The sequence below is a fragment of the Staphylococcus sp. GDY8P67P genome (assembly GCF_017892545.1).
GTDB lineage: Bacteria > Bacillota > Bacilli > Staphylococcales > Staphylococcaceae > Staphylococcus > Staphylococcus ureilyticus.
This window is the reverse complement of the sequence record NZ_JAESLH010000030.1, coordinates 26,484-48,815: the sequence shown is the minus strand read 5'-3', so window position 1 is coordinate 48,815 and position 22,332 is coordinate 26,484. Positions and strand designations below refer to the sequence as shown.

Below are 22,332 nucleotides of genomic sequence, written 5' to 3'. Positions count from 1 at the left end.
TTTGCCCTGAACCATCTGGAACAGAGTTGTTTGTGAGTTTTTTTACCCAATACTTGATAATTATAATTGTTATAAAACTAAAACGCAACCCTAAATCACATATTTAAATGTTAAGCTGCTTTAAATAATTGGCTTACCAGTTTTAGTACTTTCTTTGGCAGCTTGTTGCAATTGTTCAAAGAATTCTTGATTCGTTTTTGTACGTTTTAATTTTCTTACAAATCTTTCTGTGAAATCAAGTGAATCTGTGAACATGTTACGTAGTTGCCAAAGTGACTCTAAATCTTTTGGCGGTATTAGTAATTCTTCTTTACGTGTAGAACTTCGACCAATATCAATAGCTGGAAAGACACGGCGTTCAGCCAGTTTGCGATCAAGGTGTAATTCCATGTTTCCTGTCCCTTTAAATTCTTCATATATCATGTCATCCATACGTGATCCTGTATCTACTAAAGCAGTAGCTAATATCGTCATACTTCCACCAGCTTCAATATTTCTCGCAGCACCAAAGAATGCCTTAGGTTTGTGTAATGAAGCTGGATCTAAACCACCTGAAAGTGTGCGTCCGCTTGGCGGGATAACCAAGTTATATGCACGTGCAAGTCTTGTAATAGAATCCATAAGAATAATGACATCTTTACCTATTTCTACTAAACGCTTGGCACGTTCTAATAGTAATTCTGCTACTTTGACATGGTGCTGTGGTGGTTCATCAAATGTTGAATGAACGACTTCTGCTGATTCTACAGAACGCTCAATATCAGTTACTTCTTCTGGTCTTTCACCCACAAGTAGCACAAATAATTCTGCATCAGGTTTATTGCTTGCGATGGCATTTGCAATTTCTTTCAATAATGACGTTTTCCCAGCTTTTGGTGGGGCAACAATCAAACCACGTTGTCCTAAACCAATTGGCGTAATTAAATCCATAATACGTGTAGAATAATTTTCTTTTGTTGTTTCTAGCTTGATGCGCTCTTCTGGATATAATGGTGTTAATGCTTGGAAATGTGGTCTTTTCTTAACTTCTTCTGCATTCTCATCATTAACAAAATCTACTTGTAGCAAACCATAATACTTTTCATTATCCTTTGGTTTCCTTACTTTACCAGTTACTTTGTCGCCTCTTTTAATTTCAAAACGACGTATTTGGCTAGCAGAGATATAAATATCTTTTTCACCTTTTGAATAATTGACAGTCCTTAAGAAGCCATAACCATCTTGTTGGATATCATCTAAGATACCTTCCATATAATAGTTGCCATCTTTTTCCATCTGGGCTTCCATAATTGCAAGAACTAACTCTTTTTTATTTAATTTACTATAGTTTGTTAATTTCAGTGATTTTGCTTTTTGAGTGAGATCTTTAGTAGTGTAATTTTTATATAACTCGTGGAACGATTCGTACTGAGGTGATGTTCGTACTTTATCAGGCATTATCTTGCACCCATTTCATAAAAAAGTTTTAAATAACATAGAGGGCTACGCTATTTACCTTTATAACTATAGCAAATATTTTATTTAATTACAAAATGTATTTCAATTTTTGAAATTTATTAATACTGCTTTAAAGCTAATTAGTTAATAAAACAGTATGTTAAATTGTAATGCTTTAATTTATAATTCAAAATTTCTAAAAATAATTAGAGCTAAGCATAGGTATCTCTGGTTCAATCATTAACATCAATTGTCATTGAGAAATATAAAAACTGACCTTTGCATATCGTAATAGACTTATATTAGGAATTGGAGATTGTCGTTTCGTTAAGTAATATAAGTTAAACATTCATTTTTGGCGATTTTATAATGTCCTTACACCGAAGAAATGGTGGTTATGAGAGGCTACAGGCTCTAATCATATCCTCACGCATGCATGTTAAAAATCGGAAGATTAAAAAATGACTAATCCATAAGCATACGGATTAGTCATTTTTAAGCTTGAGATTATTTGTCACAGTATATTTTTATTACAACTTATAATTTTATTTTGTATTAAATTACGCGTTAAAATATCCTGCAATAGATTTAACTTCTAAGAATTCTTCTATGCCATAATCTCCCCATTCGCGTCCTAAACCTGATTGTTTATAGCCACCGAATGGTAAGTCTGGTTTTCGTCCAGCTTCATTTATTTCAACTGTTCCAGCCTCAATTGAACGCGCAACTTTATGCAGTTTTTCTTTGTCTTGTCCATATACATAACCAGCTAAGCCATATTTCGTATCATTTGCAATTTCAATTGCTTCGTCTAAATCGTTGTAAGTAATCACAGACATAACAGGACCGAAAATTTCTTCTTGTGCAATTGTCATATCATTTTCAACATTATTAAAAATAGTTGGTCTTGCAAAATAGCCTTTTTCCAAGTTTTCAGGTTTTCCAGGACCACCGTATAATAATTCGGCACCTTCTTCTACACCTTTATCAATATATGATTGAACTTGATCAAATTGTTTTTTACTAATAATTGGTCCTACTTGTGTACCTTCTTCACGAGGATCACCAACTTTAACTTGGCTAAATTTTTCTTTAACAGCTGTTAAGAATTCTTCTTTTATACTTGCTGGTACCAATGTTCTAGTTCCTGCAGTACAAACTTGTCCTGTATTATTGACGACTTTACCAGTTGCTGCACTTGCAGCACCATCAATATCAGCATCATCTAAAATAATATAAGGAGATTTACCTCCTAATTCTAATGATACTTTTTTGAAATCTTCAGCTGCTTTCTTCATAATGCTTGCACCAGTTGGACCAGATCCAGTAAAGGACATCATTCTTACTTTTGGATGTTCACTTAGTGGATTTCCAACGCCTTGGCCATCACCATTCACTAAGTTAAATACACCTTTAGGTACGCCAACTTTATCAAATATTTCTGCTAAAATGATGGCTGCAAATGGTGTTTCTTCTGATGGTTTTAATACAACTGGGCTTCCTGCCGCAAAAGCTGCTGCTAATTTTAATGAAGTTTGGTTAGTTGGGAAATTCCATGGTGTAATTAATCCAGCAACACCAATTGCTTCCTTAACAACTAAATCGTCGCCACGTCTTTCTTCAAATTCAAAATTATCTAATGCATCTCGTGCAGCTTCAAAATGATTTAACCCCATTTGATAATGGACATTTTCAGATACTTTTAAAGGAGCTCCTAATTCGTCAGTTATTGCGTCAACAATATCATCTTTTCTATTTTTATATTCTTGAACAATTTTATCTAACAGTTCTTTTCTTTCTGCTACAGAACTTTGTCTAAATTCTAAATATACTTTATCTGCTGCTTCTACCGCTTTATTAACATCCTCTTTATTGCCTTTAGCAATTGTGCCTGCCACTTCTTCAGTTGCTGGGTTGATTACATCAAGTGTTTCTCCACTTGCACTTTCTACCCATTCTCCGTCGATATATTGTTTAGTGAAATTTCTCATCAATTATTCACTCCTTAATTTGTGTTCATGCTTTTATTCTAACCTAGATTTTTAATTTTAAAACATATCTGCTCATTCCAAATCATTGCAAACGTTGTTATTACAGGGTTTTACGCCTGAAATTTATGCATAGTTATAATAGCATTATTTTGTTATATATCAATTTGAAATAACATTTATATCCTTAAAATTTTGCTTTTTTTAGAATATTTAAACATACCATGACATGTCAATCGGCACATCCACTCTTAATCAACAAAATTATTTTAACACTACTAAAGGTTAGATGATTCGACAATAAATAAAAAAGCTATAAAGAAATCTTTAATTAAAGATTTCTTTATAGCTAATCTTAGTATGTTAAAAACAGACTAGATATAACAATCATATTCAAATAAAATATTACATGAAAATGTCAAATTAAAAAGTTAAAATCATTCGCTTTCTAACTCGATATATTCTTGGGCCCATTTTTCCATAGGAACCAATGCCGATGCTAAGGCATCACCTTTATCTGTAAGTTGATATAAAATGTTCATAGGACTAGTAGAAATAATTTTTTTCTCTACAAGTCCCCATTCATTAAGGTCTGTGAGCTTTATGCTAAGTGCACGAGGCGTAATTGTTTTCAAATCACGTTTCATATCAGAAAAATGAGCAGATTTTTCCGTGCACCTAGACAAGTAATTAATGATAAGACCGTTCCAACTTCTACCTACTATTTTAAAGGTCTCTTCTAGATAAGGGCAAACCTCCATGGTCATCACCTCATATCAATTATATTTCCCCACTGTATAAACTATAATTTACTTTATACATTCAGTATAATTATTATACCACATGTTTTATATTTTTTCAGTCCAAATGTCTGCTCCAAGTGATTTTAGTGTTTTAACAATATTAGTATAACCACGATAAATATGTTTTACATTATAAATTGTAGTAACACCTTCAGCTAATAAGCCAGCTACAATTAGACAAGCACCTGCACGTAAATCACTCGCGTATACTTCTGCGCCTGTTAATTTAGATGGTTTGATTGTTGCAGTACCATTATCTGATGTAATATTAGCACCCATATTTTTAAGTTCTTCGACATGCTTGAATCGAGCTGGATAGATTGTTTCAGTCACAAAAGAAACTCCATCAGCCATAAATAATAATGGCGTAATAGGTTGTTGTAAATCTGTAGCAAAACCTGGGTATACTAATGTTTTAATATCTACACTAGAATATGGTGTACTTCTCTTAATTGTTACACTATCATCACCAACATTTATGTTTACACCAAGTTCTTTCAACTTAACAGTTAATGGCTCAACATGGGTAGGGATAATATTATTAATCACAATATCTTCACCACAAGCTGCGGCAATACACATATAAGTTCCTGCTTCAATTCTATCTGGTATCACTTGATGATGTGATCCATGTAAATGCTCAACACCTTTTATTTTGATTGTACTTGTACCAGCACCTTTAATATTAGCGCCTAAACTTGTTAAGAAGTTAGCTACATCAACCACTTCTGGTTCTTTCGCTGCGTTTTCAATTACAGTTTGTCCTTCAGCTCGTACTGCTGCCAACATAATATTAATCGTTGCACCTACACTAACGATATCTAAAAATATATTAGCACCTGTTAAACGATCAGCTTCAATTTTCATAGATGTTTCACTGGATTCATCAACATGCGCTCCTAATGCTTTAAAACCCTTGATGTGTTGATCAATCGGTCGTGGACCTAATGGACAACCGCCAGGCAACCCAATTACACATTTTTTAAATCTACCTAACATTGCCCCCATCATATAATATGAAGCACGTAGTGATTCTACTTTATTATTAGGTAATGGAGCATTTTCAATTTCATTTGGATCAACTTCAAGTGTCGTGCCGTCTAGCTTTGCATCAATATTCAAATCACCTAATAAACTCACTAGCGTTTCAACATCTGAGATTTGTGGTAACCCTTCTATTGTAACTTTATCTTCCGCTAGAATTGTAGCTGGAATGATTGCTACAGCACTATTTTTTGCACCATGATTATTAACTTCACCTTTTAGTGTTTGACCGCCTCTAATTTTTATTACTTCTTGAGCCATTCGCTTGATCTCCTTTGCCTTTCAATCAGTATTTCAATTTAATTACATTATTTGCATTATAAAGTAAAAAAATGAAGTTTGCAAAACACACCAATGAAACAAAACTTTTTTAATTTTAAATTATGTATTGCTTCACTTTTATGTATACTATAATGATATTTTTATTCCCGATTTAATAGGGTTCAAATCTTATTTATCTTATTTCTGTTTAAAATTTATGTTGATATTTCAATTTGCTTAATTTTAACGCTCATAGATTATAACATAAAAAAATAAGACTGCGACATTAAAAATTGTCACAGCCTTACCGATTGAATCATCAAGATTACTTTAAAATATGCATCTTTCTATTATAGGCAGATTATTTAGCTCTATTTGATGTACCAAACTCTTTAATTTTACCCACTACTGTTGTTTTAATCGCTTCACGTGCTGGTCCTAAATACTTACGAGGATCATACATTTCTTTATCATTGTCTAAAGCTTCACGTACTGCTTTTGCAGAAGCAATTTGATTTTCTGTATTAACATTGATTTTTGCAGTGCCAAATGGAATCGCTTTTTGAATATCTTTAGTTGGGATACCAGTTCCACCATGTAATACTAATGGTAAGCCAGTTGAAGCACCAATTTCTTCCATTTCTTTAAATCCTAATTTTGGTTCACCTTTATACGGTCCGTGAACTGAACCTAACGCTGGTGCTAAAGTATCAATACCTGTTCTTTCAACAAGCTCTTGACATTCTTTAGGATCTGCATAAATAACACCTTCAGCAACAACATCGTCTTCTTGTCCACCTACTGTACCTAATTCAGCTTCTACCGATACACCATGTTCGTGAGCATATTCAACTACTTTTGATGTAATTGCTACGTTATCTTCAAATGACTCATGAGAAGCATCAATCATAACTGATGTAAATCCAGCATCGATAGCTTCTTTACATTTATCAAAACTTGAACCATGGTCTAAGTGAATTGCAACTGGAATCGAAATTTCTTTATCGTGCATTAATCCTTCTACCATTTTAACTACTGTATAGAATCCGCCCATATAACGTGCTGCACCTTCAGAAACTCCTAAAATAACTGGAGCATTTTCTTCTTGTGAAGCTTCCAATATCGCTTGTGTAAATTCTAAGTTATTTAAGTTGTATTGGCCAACCGCATAACCATTTTCTTTTGCATCGATTAACATTTCTTTCATTGAAACTAAAGGCATGAAAGTTCCTCCTTAGTGCATTGAGCACATATTTTTACAATTTAATTATATCAAAATCCCAAACAATTTGCATTCTTCTATTCATTTGTAAGCGTTTTTAATTTATTTTTTTAATTTATTCCATTTAAATCAGTCTTTAGCATTCATATTTTTATATAAAATTGCAATATTTTCTATCATTATTTAAAATAAGTTGAGTGAATAGATCGGAGGTACATATATGTCTAAAATTTTAAACACACAATTAAATGGTGTTTTCAATCGAATTGAAGCACAAGATTTAGATATTCAAATGGCAGCTCAATGCTTAATTCAAGCAATAGGTGGAGAAGGTAATGTGTTTGTTAAAGGTTATGGGGACTTGAATTTTTTTGAAAATTATATTTTAAATAGTAATGAAAAGTTAGAATCTAGTGTTGCATTATCCTCACTTAATACATTCGAAGATATTGACACAACAGATAGAGTGTTTCTTTTTTCCCCTTACTATACTGAGAATGTTGAAAATGATGTTAAGTCATTAATTGCAAATGATGTAGACTTTGTCTTAATTTGTAATAAACCAAAAACAGGAAATTTTCCAGATCATTTATTTCATTTTGTTAATCTAAGTACACCAAGACCTATTGTGTATACCGAAGATTACGATAAAATTGTTATACCACATCCAATTGCATTCAACTACATTTATTATGATATATATACACAAATGGTTGAAATGGTTAGAGATTTAAATCTTTAACATCTAAATCACTATTATTCTTCATATCTCATCTAATTTAATAAACAAACTAACTTTAAAAAGGCTGAAACGAATGTCATCGTTTCAGCCTTTTTAATCAATATTTACTTTGTTTGTTGATGATTCAATGATGCTTCTATAAATGCTTTGAATATAGGTTGTGGTCGATTAGGTCTAGATAAGAATTCTGGATGAAATTGACATGCAACGAAGAAATCATTTTCAGGAATTTCTACCATTTCAATCAATCTACCGTCTGGACTAGTTCCAGAGAAAATCATACCTTTTTCTTCTAGCTGATCTCTATATTCATTATTGAACTCATAACGATGACGATGTCTTTCTTCTATATTTACTGCGTCATAGATTTTATGCGCTAAAGTTCCTTCTTTAATATGACATGGGTACAGCCCTAATCTTAACGTACCACCTAAATCTTCAATGTCTTTCTGTTCAGGCAATAGGTCAATGATCGGATGTGGCGTTGAGGGATCTAATTCTGCAGAGTGTGCATTTTCTAAGCCAAGTACATTTCTTGCAAACTCTACTGTAGCAAGTTGCATTCCTAAACAGATACCGAAATATGGTACATTATTCTCTCTCGCGTATTTGATAGCGGATATTTTTCCTTCACTTGCTCTGAATCCAAATCCACCAGGAACTAAAATGCCATCAACATCATTCAGTATATCATGTACATTTTCATCAGTTACCTCACTAGAATCTATCCACTTAACTTCAATATCCTTTTTAAATGGATAACCTGCATGTTTTAACGATTCAACTACTGATAAATAAGCATCTTGAAGACTTACATATTTACCAACTAAGCCGATAGTTATTTTGCCATCTAAACTGTTTACTGTATCTAGTAAATACTGCCATTCGTCTAACTGAGTATCATACTTAGCGTTAAGTTCTAAGCGTTGAATTACAATATCATCCATGTCCTGTTTACTTAATTGTAATGGAATTTCATAAAGTGAATCTGCATCGCGACATTCAATGACACTTTCTTTGTTAATATCACAGAATAAAGCAATTTTATCTTTTAAATCTTGTGTTAATTCATATTCTGTACGTACTACGATTAAGTCTGGTTGAATACCCAACCCACGAAGTTCTTTAACACTATGTTGTGTGGGTTTTGTTTTCATTTCACCGGCAGCTTTTATAAATGGTAAAAGTGTACAATGTACGTACATGACATTTTCACGACCCAAGTCACTACGAATTTGTCTAATCGCTTCTATAAATGGTAATGATTCAATATCTCCAGTAGTACCGCCAATTTCAGTAATAACTACATCAGCATTCGTACTTTCTCCTGCTAAAAGTAAACGTTCTTTAATTTCATTTGTAATATGAGGAATTACTTGAACTGTACCACCAAGATAATCCCCACGGCGTTCTTTTTTCAAAACATGTGAATAAACTTTACCAGCAGTAACATTTGAATACTTATTTAGATTAATGTCAATAAATCTTTCATAATGTCCTAAGTCTAAATCTGTTTCCGCACCATCATCAGTAACAAATACTTCACCGTGTTGGTATGGACTCATTGTACCTGGGTCAACATTTAAATAGGGATCAAATTTTTGTATTGTAACTTTTAATCCTCTATCTTTTAATAAACGTCCTAAAGATGCTGCTGTGATACCTTTACCTAGTGAAGATACAACTCCACCAGTTACAAAAATAAATTTTGTCATTTTCTGCCTCCTATTATTAAAACAGTCATTCCCACAATACCAACAAAAATTTATGGCATGTTTCATTAATCATTGAAATAGTTATAATTTATGTAAACGTCTAAGCGTTATAATTTTTAAATGTCATTATATTCACTAAAAATAACGTCATAAATTAAAATTTTATAAAATTTGTATAGTCATTTAAATAAAAAAATCGCTCCCTCTCACAGCATTTGCAAGGGGGAGCGTATAACATTTATACACGTCGTCCTAATTAAAGGAGCCCGAATAAAATTTTATCATTTTCGCAGAAAAAGTCAAATGAATATTGATAGATTATTGATTAATTTTCTTCGTCTTCTTCCTCTTCATCATATTCATCTTCGTCTTCTTCTAAATCTTCATCTTCGTCATCGTCTTCATCAATAACGATTTCATTTTCAGGAATCTCTTCGTCAACTTCTTCTTCATCAGGTTCTTCGATTGTCTCTTGGTCATCAGTGACTGCTGGGATGTCATCATCGTCGTCTGCCTCATCTTCACCAAGTAATTTTAATGTTTTATCTTCTTCATCGTCATCGTCTAAAATGTCGAATTTTTGGATAGTTGGTGCTATTTTTTCTTCAATATCGGCAACTGAATACCAATCACGTAAGCCCCATATGTTTTCTCCAACATTTAGGAAACGACCATCTGTGTTTAAGTCTGTATAGAATTGAACAATTCTATTTTCAATTTCGTGGTCTTCGTAATGACCTAAAGCTTTAAATTCGTCAATAATATCATATAAGTTCATTGTATCGCCTTTTTCAAGTAATAATGTGTAGGCCATATCAATAAATGATTTCTCGTCAACCATTTCTTTAGTGTAATCTTGAATTCTCATTATTTATTCTTCCTTTCAGAGGCATTTATGCATTTATCCAAATCAGTACTATTCATCTTAAGTAATAATAACAAAAGTAAATTATAAATGACAATCCCTGATTTCGCAAACACTATTAATAATTAATATATTTTTCAAAAACAGAAAAATCTTCTGCCTTTTCAATTTCAACAAAATTACTGTTTATACATAGTGGTTTTAATTCATTATTTTCCCCATAAAGTGTAATCGTTATTAGTTTTATACCTTCAAAATGTTTTCGAATATATGTAGGTAATTGTCTCAATGCACTTTCCGCTATACCGTTATGTCTCTCTACTTTATCAACTTCAATTGAATTAATATTCATACGCTGTTCATGTTGCTCAATTGCTATAAAACCTACCTTATTATCGTCTTTCATCATATCAATAATATGCACATCATAAGGTGATGTATCTCCATTTGCTGTTAGCTTTAAAGAAGATACATGTTTAGAATCTAAATCTAAATAATATAGACGTTCTTTGCCAATCGGGCCTTCTTCTTTTGTGGCAGCATGCATAAAACCTGCACGTTCATATACATTCCATGCACCTTTATTTTCCGCATCTACAACTAAGTATAAATGATTAAAATTTGGAAATAGCTTTTGAACATATTGTGGCAAATACATCATCATTTTTGTACCATACCCAAACCCTTGAAAATCTTCGTTTACAGATAAAGAACGAACATATATAACTTGTTTAGGTGTATCGTAGCCTTCATGTTGATAATATTGATGTAAGACAAAAAAACCTACTACTTCTCCTTCATCATTCAAAGCAATATTAGCTACTCGGTCGTTATCCTTCAACGCATCACTAAGCACATCTTTTGGCAATGAAGAATATATCTGTTGGCGCTCACTTAATTTAAAATGACAAACAGCTGATTTATATTTTTCTTCAAAAACTTGTATTGTAATATTTTCAAACGTTTCTTTAATAAACATATTATATCCCCTATTGTGTTTAACTTTTATTAGTTATTAATACCACTTTTACACTAATATAATCGAAAGTTGAACATTTTGTCTTATTAGTCTAAGAAACAATTCATGAGCCAGTTGACTTCAAATTGATCTTTCACTTGTCCATGCATCGCATTAAAAAATGTTTTAGACAGAGGCATATGTGCGTCTCCCGCTTCGCTTAATTTATCATATACTTGTTTTTGAGTTTCCAAATCGTCGAAAGTTAAAATTATATTTGTGTTGTCATTGCTCCATTCCCGTCCATATGTGCTGGAAATATGTAATACAACTGTTTCATTAATATGGAGCTCCGCGTGTAAAGTTTTACCGTTTGTTTCGTTTAATATTTTTTCGCTACCACCAAACGCATTTTTATAAAATGTTAATGCTTGTTCTACATCATCTACTTTAATAAAAGGGCTTAATTTCATTAAAACCATTCCTTTCTAATTTTCTATATTTGATTTTACCTCATTTTATTATAATATAAGTTATAATGTAAATTTTTTAGGAGGTACACAGATGAAAATAGGCATTGATGCCGGCGGAACACTTATAAAAATTGTTCAAGATGATAATGGTAAACGACAATATACTACAAAATTAACTACTGAAATAAATGACGTCATTGAATGGTTGGAACAACAATCTTGTGAAAGTATTAGTTTAACAGGGGGGCAAGCTGGGACAATTCAAAATAGTTTAAATTGTGAATCTCGTATTTTTGTAGAGTTTGATGCTGCTGCAAAAGGTTTAGAACTCTTGTTAGAAGAACAAGGTCATCATTTAGATAATTATATTTTTACTAATGTTGGTACTGGAACATCATTGCATTATTCAAATGGCAAAGAACAACAACGTGTTGGTGGTGTCGGTACAGGCGGTGGTATGATACAAGGCTTGGGTTATTTATTAACTGGATTAAAAGATTACAAACAATTGACAGATACTGCCCAAAAAGGAGATCGCGAATTTATTGATTTAAAAGTAAAACATATCTATAAAGATAGTGAACCTCCTATTTCAGGAGATTTAACTGCTGCTAATTTCGGTCATGTGTTGCATAATTTAGACAAGGATTTTTCAGATTCTGACAAATTAGCTTCATTGATTGGTGTAGTGGGAGAAGTCATTACTACGATGTCTATTACAGTAGCGAGAGAATATGGTACAGAAAACGTAGCTTATATCGGTTCTTCGTTCCACAATAATCATTTACTTAAAGAAGTTGTTAAAGATTATACGGTATTACGTGGTTTTAAACCATTTTATATTGAACACGGTGCCTTTTCCGGTGCACTAGGCGCAATTCATTTAAGTTAAAAAAATACCATGACATAAATGTAAAGAATTGTTTTTTCTTTACTTATGTCACGGTAAAAAATGAACGTAATTATTCCGTTTGAATATCACTATTCATTCAAACGGAATAATTACTTCCAACAGTGCTTGTATTCAATGATATTAAAACGGTAATTGATCTAATACTTTCTGAGCTGAGACTACGGTACCTACAACGCCTGATTTCAAATCAATCGCTACTGCTTTGTCATCATCTCTTAAAGTATCTAACCATTCTGCGAAGACTTCACCCTCTATTTCAATAATATCGCATTCTTCAAAATCTTCATTTCTTACTTTTTCTGCCCTATTTCTAATACTCCACACCGGCATAATATGTGGTTTTTGATGCTCATCATCACTAATCATAATGAATTGTTTGGCATCTTTATTAGTTAAACCAAATACAGCATCTTCTTCTGCTACATCAATAACAAATTCTTTGAGACGAATTTCATCTAAATCTGACATCAATTCATTTGTAAAATCAATAATATTTACTAAATCACCATCTGTCTGAGATGAAGCATTCATCAACACTTCTTCACCTTCTGCAAACACATCATCCATTTCATATGTTACGAAACGATCAATATCAATTTTTTTAATCTTATCATAATCGGTGTCATGTTTATTTAAGAATGTTTCAGCTGTTTCTTTTTGAGTCCAAACACAAATGACATCTTTCCCTAAAATTTCATGTCTAATTAGTTGTTTTGACTTTGTTGCTATATAAAAATATTCATTTACCAGAATATCTTGAAAAAATGAACTTGCTTTATAAGACATAATCACACCTTCAATTCATTAAAATATTTAACTATATTTAAAATATAAATGAGTATAATACTATAGTCAATTAACGTCATACAATAAATATTAAAATTTTAATATATCTAAACAATAAACTAAGTTAACAAATCCTATTAACTGAATTTTTCCTATATTACTGATTATATTTTTAATTCTTTTAAAAATTGTTGTTCTAGTTTATCCACTTGTTCTTGAGACTGTCCATGCCAAATACATGCAAATCTTGAAGGAACGTTTTCATTATTATACCAATCACCATCATAATATGATAGCGGAAACAAGCAACCCTTACGAACATATTTTATAATTGTTTGAAAGAAATGTTCATTATCATGAGGTGCAATATAACTATAAAACTTTTGATATCCAGACTGAATTAATGGATCTAATAAAAGCATGCTTGTTGAGCCATTTTGTCTAAAATTTAAATCAATCGCAAATATATCACCGTGCTCATCTATAAGTAAATCAAAACCCGCAATGCCAAAATAACCTTTCGACACACCTATTTCCATGATTTCTTTGCCTGCTTGAATGACTGATTCAGGCACATCATGTACATTTTGATTACCACTATAATGTCCATATTTGTCTGTAATTTGCTCTGATGTACCTATATAGTGAATATCCCCTTCTTTTTCACATGCAAATTGCACGCAATAATTAGCTATTTCCTGAATTTTTTGTTCGATAATAATTGTGTCAGTCTCATCTTTTGCTTGTTCAATACGTGATTTTGCTTTAATCAAGTCCTCATCGTCATAACATATCATCACGCCATAACCGCCTGCAGTTGGTAAGTCATCACCAGGCTTCAAGACAAAAGGAAACGTCCAGTTTGTAATCGCATCTTCAAACGCTTCTACTTTTACCACTTCACGTGCAGGTAAATATTTTTGATTCGTCCATTCTGGAATGCGTGCTTTATTATTTAATGCAACAAAAATATCTTTATCCATTGCGTAATATTCTTTTTCTAAAATAGATTCACTATGAATATATTGAAAATAAATGCGTTTATTGTCTTGTTTGGCAAGTTTTTTTATTGTTTTTTCGTACGAAGTTTGATCATAAAAAGTATAGATATTGGTAGGCATTGGTTTGCCAATCAATTCCAATAACATTTCCAATTTCTTTGTGACACTTGCTTGATGCACAATAACAGGCATTTGATCAGCTATAATCAATTCCCTACCAGTCAAAAAATTAGATTGATGTTCCTCTGGTTCTAACCATGGATTGGAAATATAAGATGGTCTAGAAGTATATACGACATCATCATTGTATAAATCACTAAGTGTTAATTTAGGGTGTTGAGTACTTAGTTTTTTCATTTTTTGTTCCCCTTTATATATTGGTGCTGTTCAACTATTTCATTAAGTTCTGCTTGATTTTCTATTAATTCTAATCCCATTAATGCAAGGATTTTAGCACCTCTTATTAAAGCTTGATCTCCATGGGCACTTCCTGCCGCCTCTCGAAAACGATGTGTATGTCCCACTAAATTTCTAGAACCTATTTTAATATGAGGATGAATCGTTGGTACAACGTGACTTACATTACCCGTATCTGTCGAGCCAAAACCAAAATCATCATCTATCACTGCCTCTCCCATTTTCATAGCATATTTTGCAAATAAATCATCTAATTTGGGTGTTTTAATAAATTCATTAACACCATTTTGTATGGGACCAAATTCATAGTCACATCCCGTTTGAATCGCGGCTCCTTTTGCAATTTGCCCTACTCTATCAGTTAAAATATCCAATTCTTTACGAGATGTTGCACGTGTATAAAAGCGCGCATGTGTGTAGTCTGGGATAATATTAGCAGCTTTTCCACCATCTAATATAACACCATGAACTTTTTGACTTTTTTTGATATGCTGTCTTAGCTGAGCCACACCATTAAAATATGTAATCATTGCATCTAAAGCATTTCTTGCTTCTTCAGCATTCTCAGACGCATGTGTACTTTTACCATAAAATTTAATGTCTAAAACATCTACCGCTAATGTGTTAATTGTTTTGTAAGTTTCATTTCCGGGATGTACCATTAAAGCAACATCCATTTCATCTACAATACCTTCTTTAACGTAAGCAGCTTTTGCGCTACCATTGACACCACCCTCTTCGGCTGGACAACCAAGTATTACTACTTTTCCACCTGTTTGTTCAATCACTTGCTTCAAAGCTATACCAGCAAATGTACTTGCCGTACCTATAATATTGTGTCCACAAGCATGTCCTAAGCCTGGTAAAGCATCATATTCTGCTAAAAAACCAATAGTTGGTCCATCGATGTCTGAATCATAACGCGCAATAAAGCCTGTAGCATAACCTGCAATATTTGTTTCAACATCAAACCCATGCTTCTCTAAATCTTCAATTAACGTTCTTGAAGCAAATATTTCTTCATTACCTAATTCAGGTCTTTGATGAATAAGGTGACTCAATTCTATGTATGTTAATTTTTCATTTTCTATATAATCTAATATGATTTGTTCATGTGTCATTTTCAATACAACTCCCTTGTACTACAACATTTCACACGTATTATAAAACTTATAAATAAAGCATGTTTAATACTAAATGTGCAAAATACATTTTTATTATTACTTATTCTATCCGTTTTGATAAATTCTGTCATTATTTTTCTGAAATTTTAAAAAATGATATTTAGTTGTGTTTTTTTAAATTTATAGAAATTGTAAATAGCGTTACGTCTTGTTACAATTATGATAATTATTATTTTAGGAGGACATCACATGCCAAAAATGAACGTTGAAAGTTTTAATTTAGATCATACCAAAGTAGTAGCACCATTTGTTCGACTTGCAGGTAAAATGGAAGGTGCTAATGGAGATGTTATCCATAAATATGACATTCGTTTTAAACAACCAAACAAAGAACATATGGAAATGCCTGGTTTGCACTCACTTGAACATTTAATGGCTGAAAATATTAGAAATCATTCAGATAAAGTTGTTGATATAAGTCCAATGGGTTGTCAAACTGGTTTTTACGTATCTTTTATCAATCATAGTGATTATGACGATGTGTTAAGTATAATTGAACAAACACTTCAAGATGTATTATCTGCTACAGAAGTTCCAGCATGTAATGAAGTACAATGTGGTTGGGCTGCTAGCCATTCATTAGAAGGTGCCAAAGAAATTGCACAAGCATTTTTAGATAAAAAGAATCAATGGCATGATATTTATGGCGAAGGCAAATAATATCTTATTACCGTTGTAAAATAAGATACAAAAATCAAATTCAAAATATAAGTAACTATTTTTGAATAAGCACTGACAATATTCTAATTTATTTAATAAGATTGCTTGATTTGAATCGTTATCATCTAATGTCAAAATACACAAGAATCTGAGACATAAAACCTAGAAAAAAAGCACACAGATGATTTAATTAATACATCTGCGTGCTTTTTTATTATTCAATACTGCGGCGTATTATTGTTGGCTCGCTTGCTTAATAGGACGACTTCAGCCTGTCGTCTTCAGATTGTTCCGTTCCCTTAAGCGTCTCGTCAAAATACACCGTATTTATATGTAATTTCAAATTAAAATACTTTAAAAACAAGTCCATATTGGAATCTTTATTTCTTTGTATTAATGGCATTTAATGTAAAAAAGTAGTAACTCAATGCGCTAATGATAATTAAAACAAAATTGAAAAATGGTATTTTTTATATTTTTTCCATTTTTAAACGTTTATGTTTATCAGAAATATATTTTTGTAAAGTTTGAACATGCAACCGCTCAAATTATAAGGTTACCTTGGCTGTCCGCATGTTTCGACTCAGCTATAAAACTCTATTTTTAAAAGAAATGATGTTATCGTTTAAGTTTTGTTTTTTTAAGTTTACACCTTAACTATAATATATAAAACATAGAAAACGCCAATTTCTATATTAATTTAATAGAAATTGGCGTTTAGTCTATAACCAGAGCATTCTAACCATGGCGCTTTATAACGTATATCCAGTCACGCAACTATTGATTGTTCACTTTATAGTTTGTTCACGATTTTTATTAAGACAAATTGAAGTGGGATTCGACTGTATAACAAACTATTCGGTAGTTGTTTATCGCCTAGTGGCAATTTTTTTCTTGCCATATAAATATTTGCAGGCAATACTGCTAATAAAAACATATTAATCATTTTCTTGAGACATTGGCCAGGTCTATTAACTATTAAAAGCAAGCCAAAAATTATTTCGACTACACCCGAAATAATGACTGCCGATTTTCTAAATGGTAAATATTCAGGTACAATTTTTCTAAAACGTGACTCATGCTTAAAATGTAAGACACCAATAATCATGAAGCCACAGCCTAAAATCAAGCTTAATAACCGCTTCATTTATCGACACCCATTTCTTTTAAATAGCTTCGACCAAATTCTGGTAATGTAACGTCAAAATTATCCGCAATTGTAGCACCTATAGAACTAAACGTATCGTCCGTAGATAGTTCATGGTAATCTTTTATTTTAGGACTAAACATTAAGACTGGGATGTATTCTCTTGTATGATCTGTCCCCGGTGCCGTAGGATCATTGCCGTGGTCTGCAGTAATGATTACTAAGTCGTCATCTTTAAGATGTTTGATAAGTTCTGGTAAACGCTCATCAAAATCTTTCAATGCCTCAGCATATCCATTTTTATCACGTCGATGTCCATACAGAGCGTCAAAATCCACTAAATTCAAGAAACTTAACCCCTTAAATTCACGTTGTACAGTTTCTATGAGCTTATCCATGCCATCCATATTGCTTTTTGTTCGAATTGCTTCAGTAACACCTTCACCATCATAAATGTCATTGATTTTTCCTAATGCAATCACATCAAATTGATTCTCTTTCAACTCATTCATCACTGTTCGTCCAAATGGTTTTAACGCATAATCATGTCGATTAGAAGTTCTTGTAAAAGCACCTGGTTCACCTACATATGGTCGTGCAATGATTCGACCAATTAAATATTTTGGATCTTTAGTTAGTTCTCTTACTTTTTCACAAATATCATACAATTCTTCGAGTGGAATAATATCTTCATGTGCCGCAATTTGAAGTACTGGATCTGCTGATGTATAGACAATCAGGTCTCCAGTTTTCATCTGATGCTCTCCCCACTCATCAATAATTTGTGTACCAGAAGCTGGTCTGTTTGCAACTACTTTTCGACCTGTCATCGTTTCAATTTCACTGATTAATTCTTGTGGAAATCCATCAGGATAAACTTTAAAAGGTTGCATAATATTTAAGCCCATAATTTCCCAATGGCCCGTCATCGTATCCTTACCTACAGAAGCTTCACTCATCTTAGTATAAAACGCTTCTGGTTTAGACACTTTTTCGACATTAGGTAATGCAGCGATATTACCTAGACCTAACCTTTGTAAATTAGGTAATGATTTATCAAAACCTTCAAGCGTATGCTTCAAAGTGTGACTGCCTTCATCATTAAATGCTTTTGCATCAGGCCCTTCGCCTATACCCACTGAATCCATGACAATTAAATGTACCCTTTTAAATGGTATAGTCATCATTCCATCTCCTATTCAGTAATTATTTTATGAATCAACGTAGGAACTTCGCCGTGTGAACTTATCGTAATGCTTTGATTTAATTTTTCCTTAACATCATTAATTTGCTCACGGTTACTATGAATCGTTAATAAAGCTTCGCCTTCATCAACTGAATCTCCTACTTTTTTGTGAAGGACAATGCCAACACTTAAATCAATATCATCTTCTTTAGTTTGTCTACCTGCCCCTAACATCATAGATGCAACACCGATTTCATTGGCAATAATTTCGGTTACTGTACCAGATTTTTGCGAAAGTAAATCAATTTGAAAACGCGCTTGTGGTAGTTTACTAACATCATCAACTACTGAGCCATCACCGTCTTGATTTTCTAAAAATGTACGGAAACTTTCCAATGCTGAACCATCTTCAATTGCTTTTTCTAATAATGCTTGGGCTTCCTCTAAATCTTTAGCTTTGCCGCCAACCACTACCATTTGCGAACCTAAAGTCATAACTAACTCAGTTAAATCTTTTGGACCTTGACCTTTCAGTGTTTCAATCGCCTCTTTAACTTCTAAGGCATTACCTATTGCATTACCTAATGGTTGACTCATGTCTGAAATAATCGCCATCGTGTTTCGGCCAACATTATTACCAATACTAACCATCGCATGTGCAAGTGCTTCAGCATCTTCGATTGTTTTCATAAAGGCACCATTGCCTGTTTTGACATCCAATACAATAGCATCAGCGCCAGCGGCAATTTTTTTACTCATAATAGAAGATGCAATCAGTGGTATTGAATTAACTGTTCCAGTCACATCACGTAAGCCATAAAGTTTTTTGTCTGCCGGTGTTAAATTCCCAGTTTGTCCTATTACAGCTACTTTTGCTTCATTTACAAGTTCAACAAATTTATCTTCACTAATTTCAACGTGAAACCCTTCAACTGATTCTAATTTATCAATTGTGCCGCCAGTATGACCTAATCCTCTACCACTCATCTTAGCCACAGGAACACCAACAGAAGCTACTAATGGAGCTAATACTAGTGTAGTTGTATCTCCAACACCACCTGTAGAATGTTTATCAACTTTTATCCCATTAATCGCTGATAAATCAATCACGTCACCAGAATTAACCATTGCCATTGTAAGTGCTGCTCTTTCTTGATCATTCATATCCTGGAAAAAAATTGCCATCGCTAAACTCGAAGCTTGATAATCTGGTATTTCACCACTGGTATAAGCATTAATAAAGAATTCTATTTCTTCATTTGTTAAAGCTTGACCATCACGTTTCTTTTCAATAATATCTACCATTCTCATTTGAGTTGGCCTCCCCTGTTAGACATTTATGTCTTTATATGTCTCATTTTAAACTTAAAGATAGTGATTAATAATCTGAATTACTTTCTAATCCTTGGATGATCTGTACACCTGCACTAGCGCCAATTCGAGTAGCACCAGCTTCTAGCATTTTATTGAAATCTTCTAAGTTTCTGACACCACCTGAAGCTTTAACTTCTAATGCATCTCCGACTGTATCTTTCATTAATTTAACATCCTCAGGTGTGGCACCACCACCAGCAAATCCAGTTGATGTTTTCACAAAGTCAGCACCTGCTGCTTTACTGAGTTCGCAAGCTTTTACTTTTTCATCATCAGTTAAAAGGCAAGTTTCAATAATTACTTTTACCGTTTTACCATTAGCTGCTGCTACTACGCCTTCAATATCTTTTTGGACTTCATCATAACGTCCGTCTTTTAAGGCACCAATATTGATAACCATATCTACTTCTGATGCGCCATTTTTAATAGCATCTTCTACTTCAAACACTTTCACTTCAGTATTTGTAGCACCTAATGGAAAACCAATAACTGTACATACTAATACGTCAGTATCTTGTAATTTATCAGCTGCGTATTTAACATGTGTAGGGTTAATACACACTGACTTAAAATGGTATTCTGTTGCCTCATCAAGAATTTTATCTACTTGTGCTCTAGTAGACTCCGGTTTTAGTAAAGTGTGATCTATATATTTTGCATAATTCATTCTAATTCCTCCTAATATATTAACTGTATGAAATTATTCTAATTCTTGAAAGTCATTACTTTTCTAAAAAATTAATAACATCACAACAAGTGCTTTACCTCTATATTACAAAAATTCGCAAAAATAATAAACAAATGTTATCTTTATTTTGATAAAAGAATTTAAAGGAGAAGAAGTCTATGACAAAATCTACACCACATATTCAACCTAACGGAGTTAAAATTGCTAAAACTGTTTTAATGCCTGGGGATCCCTTGAGAGCTAAATATATCGCTGATAACTATTTAGAAGATGTAAAACAATTTAATGAAGTTAGAAACATGTTTGGTTATACAGGCACTTATAAAGGAAAAGAAGTTTCTGTGATGGGTTCTGGAATGGGTATTCCAAGTATTGGTATTTATTCATACGAACTATATAATTTTTTCAATGTCGACACAATTATTCGAATTGGATCATGTGGCGCTTTACAAGAAAACGTTAACCTATATGACATCATTATTGCTCAAGGTGCTTCTACAAATTCGAGCTATGTAGAGCAATATAATATTCCAGGTCACTATGCGCCTTTAGCTGATTTTGACTTAATGTTAAAAGCAAAACAAAAAGCGGATGAAATTGGTGCTACTACGCATGTTGGTAATATTCTTTCTTCAGACACATTTTATAATGCCGATCCAACATTTAACGAAAAATGGCAACGTATGGGCATCTTAGGCATTGAAATGGAATCTGCTGCATTATACTTAAATGCAACTTTTGCTAATAAAAAGGCATTAGGCGTCTTCACTGTAAGTGATCATATTCTACGTGATGAAGCTACTACTGCAGAAGAACGTCAAAACTCATTTACTCAAATGATGGAAATAGCATTAGAAATTGCTGAATAAAATTTTATAACGTTCATACATGAAGTAAGTTCTTATTTCTATCTCTATTACAAAAAAGACAGGAATCAAATGAAAAATTTGATTCCTGTCTTTTACTGTTTTAAATATAAATACTGTTTGTCTATCTATAAACTATTATTTTCCTAAATAAGATTTTAACATCCAATTATGTTTATCAATATTGGTTTGCATACCGATAAACATATCTTCAGTTACATCATCTTCGGCATTAGAAGCAACTTCAATTGCTTCTTCTAATTGTTTTGAAATATTTTCAAAATCTGTTGATAATGCTTCAACCATTTGTTCTGCTGTATAACCTTTACCTGCTTCATCTATAATTGATAACTCTAAACTTTCTTTTAATGTACCTACTGGATTACCGTCTACTGCTAAAATACGCTCTGCTAAATCATCTATATATTGACTTGCTTCATCATATAATTCTTCAAATTTTGTGTGTAGTGAGAAGAAATTTGGTCCTTTTACATACCAATGAAAATTGTGTAATTTGGTGAATGCAACTGTCCAGTTTGCTACTTGTTGGTTTAATACTTTTACAACTTCTTCATTATTTTTTGACATATCAAAAATCTCTC

The 22,332-nt window shown here is 32.6% G+C and carries 21 protein-coding genes; 4 read left to right on the top strand and 17 right to left on the bottom strand.

The features are described 5' to 3' along the window. Nucleotides 1-120: 120 nt before the first annotated feature. The 5 genes from rho to fdaB form a co-directional block, all read right to left on the bottom strand. Entirely contained in the window at nt 121-1,437 is a 1,317-nt protein-coding gene (gene rho / locus KA833_RS12270) for a transcription termination factor Rho (protein WP_046207750.1), read from the bottom strand. 560 nt (nt 1,438-1,997) lie between these two features. Further along, on the bottom strand, nt 1,998-3,428 hold the full coding sequence (locus KA833_RS12265; protein ID WP_046207749.1) for an aldehyde dehydrogenase family protein: 1,431 nt from the start codon (nt 3,426-3,428) through the stop codon (nt 1,998-2,000). Nucleotides 3,429-3,862: 434 nt separating this feature from the next. Continuing rightward, complete coding sequence (locus KA833_RS12260) at nt 3,863-4,186, bottom strand: winged helix-turn-helix transcriptional regulator (protein ID WP_046207748.1); 324 nt, start codon at nt 4,184-4,186, stop codon at nt 3,863-3,865. Between the two features lie 87 nt (nt 4,187-4,273). Next, nucleotides 4,274-5,533: a UDP-N-acetylglucosamine 1-carboxyvinyltransferase gene (locus KA833_RS12255; RefSeq protein WP_070039523.1), complete on the bottom strand. Its 1,260-nt coding sequence runs from the start codon at nt 5,531-5,533 to the stop codon at nt 4,274-4,276. 361 nt (nt 5,534-5,894) lie between these two features. Next, the gene (gene fdaB / locus KA833_RS12250) at nt 5,895-6,755 is read right to left on the bottom strand and encodes a class IIb fructose-bisphosphate aldolase FdaB (protein ID WP_046207746.1); all 861 of its coding nucleotides are present in this window, start codon (nt 6,753-6,755) and stop codon (nt 5,895-5,897) included. Between the two features lie 220 nt (nt 6,756-6,975). On the opposite strand from fdaB, the gene KA833_RS12245 reads away from it, so the two are divergent. After that, nucleotides 6,976-7,497, top strand: a complete 522-nt coding sequence (locus tag KA833_RS12245) for a DUF2529 family protein (RefSeq protein ID WP_046207745.1) — start codon at nt 6,976-6,978, stop codon at nt 7,495-7,497. Between the two features lie 104 nt (nt 7,498-7,601). Here KA833_RS12245 and KA833_RS12240 read toward each other — a convergent pair whose 3' ends face one another. The 4 genes from KA833_RS12240 to KA833_RS12225 form a co-directional block, all read right to left on the bottom strand. After that, entirely contained in the window at nt 7,602-9,212 is a 1,611-nt protein-coding gene (locus KA833_RS12240) for a CTP synthase (RefSeq protein WP_210128428.1), read from the bottom strand. 325 nt (nt 9,213-9,537) lie between these two features. After that, a complete protein-coding gene (gene rpoE, locus KA833_RS12235) occupies nt 9,538-10,080 on the bottom strand; it encodes a DNA-directed RNA polymerase subunit delta (protein WP_019468279.1) in 543 nt (180 codons plus the stop codon). 115 nt (nt 10,081-10,195) lie between these two features. After that, nucleotides 10,196-11,056 (bottom strand): GNAT family N-acetyltransferase, encoded by an 861-nt coding sequence (locus tag KA833_RS12230; RefSeq protein WP_210128427.1) that lies wholly within the window; start codon nt 11,054-11,056, stop codon nt 10,196-10,198. Nucleotides 11,057-11,142: 86 nt separating this feature from the next. Beyond that, on the bottom strand, nt 11,143-11,508 hold the full coding sequence (locus tag KA833_RS12225; protein WP_046207742.1) for a VOC family protein: 366 nt from the start codon (nt 11,506-11,508) through the stop codon (nt 11,143-11,145). Between the two features lie 91 nt (nt 11,509-11,599). On the opposite strand from KA833_RS12225, the gene coaW reads away from it, so the two are divergent. Beyond that, the gene (gene coaW, locus KA833_RS12220) at nt 11,600-12,400 is read left to right on the top strand and encodes a type II pantothenate kinase (protein ID WP_046207741.1); all 801 of its coding nucleotides are present in this window, start codon (nt 11,600-11,602) and stop codon (nt 12,398-12,400) included. 141 nt (nt 12,401-12,541) lie between these two features. Here coaW and KA833_RS12215 read toward each other — a convergent pair whose 3' ends face one another. From KA833_RS12215 to KA833_RS12205, 3 genes are all read right to left on the bottom strand, one after another. After that, a complete protein-coding gene (locus tag KA833_RS12215) occupies nt 12,542-13,207 on the bottom strand; it encodes a DUF2750 domain-containing protein (RefSeq protein ID WP_070039528.1) in 666 nt (221 codons plus the stop codon). 164 nt (nt 13,208-13,371) lie between these two features. Then, nucleotides 13,372-14,565: an L-aspartate--L-methionine ligase LdmS gene (gene ldmS / locus KA833_RS12210; protein ID WP_046207739.1), complete on the bottom strand. Its 1,194-nt coding sequence runs from the start codon at nt 14,563-14,565 to the stop codon at nt 13,372-13,374. Next, a complete protein-coding gene (locus tag KA833_RS12205) occupies nt 14,562-15,746 on the bottom strand; it encodes a M20 family metallopeptidase (protein ID WP_210128426.1) in 1,185 nt (394 codons plus the stop codon). The genes ldmS and KA833_RS12205 overlap by 4 nt, the downstream gene beginning before the upstream one ends. Nucleotides 15,747-15,998: 252 nt before the next feature. Between KA833_RS12205 and KA833_RS12200 the strand changes: the two genes are divergently transcribed. Beyond that, the gene (locus KA833_RS12200; protein ID WP_046207737.1) at nt 15,999-16,469 is read left to right on the top strand and encodes an S-ribosylhomocysteine lyase; all 471 of its coding nucleotides are present in this window, start codon (nt 15,999-16,001) and stop codon (nt 16,467-16,469) included. A 793-nt stretch (nt 16,470-17,262) separates the two neighbouring features. On the opposite strand, the gene KA833_RS12195 is transcribed toward KA833_RS12200, so the two are convergent. From KA833_RS12195 to deoC, 4 genes are all read right to left on the bottom strand, one after another. Then, on the bottom strand, nt 17,263-17,616 hold the full coding sequence (locus KA833_RS12195; protein WP_073346129.1) for a DoxX family protein: 354 nt from the start codon (nt 17,614-17,616) through the stop codon (nt 17,263-17,265). Next, nucleotides 17,613-18,800: a phosphopentomutase gene (gene deoB / locus KA833_RS12190; protein ID WP_070657397.1), complete on the bottom strand. Its 1,188-nt coding sequence runs from the start codon at nt 18,798-18,800 to the stop codon at nt 17,613-17,615. Before deoB ends, KA833_RS12195 begins: the two co-directional genes overlap by 4 nt. Nucleotides 18,801-18,811: 11 nt before the next feature. Continuing rightward, a complete protein-coding gene (locus tag KA833_RS12185; protein WP_064209831.1) occupies nt 18,812-20,113 on the bottom strand; it encodes a pyrimidine-nucleoside phosphorylase in 1,302 nt (433 codons plus the stop codon). Nucleotides 20,114-20,180: 67 nt separating this feature from the next. Then, the gene (gene deoC / locus KA833_RS12180; protein WP_046207733.1) at nt 20,181-20,843 is read right to left on the bottom strand and encodes a deoxyribose-phosphate aldolase; all 663 of its coding nucleotides are present in this window, start codon (nt 20,841-20,843) and stop codon (nt 20,181-20,183) included. Nucleotides 20,844-21,022: 179 nt separating this feature from the next. Between deoC and deoD the strand changes: the two genes are divergently transcribed. Continuing rightward, nucleotides 21,023-21,733: a purine-nucleoside phosphorylase gene (gene deoD, locus KA833_RS12175; RefSeq protein WP_046207732.1), complete on the top strand. Its 711-nt coding sequence runs from the start codon at nt 21,023-21,025 to the stop codon at nt 21,731-21,733. Nucleotides 21,734-21,868: 135 nt separating this feature from the next. Here the strand turns inward: deoD and KA833_RS12170 are convergent, their stop codons facing one another. Further along, entirely contained in the window at nt 21,869-22,318 is a 450-nt protein-coding gene (locus KA833_RS12170; RefSeq protein WP_046207731.1) for a Dps family protein, read from the bottom strand. Nucleotides 22,319-22,332 lie beyond the last annotated feature (14 nt).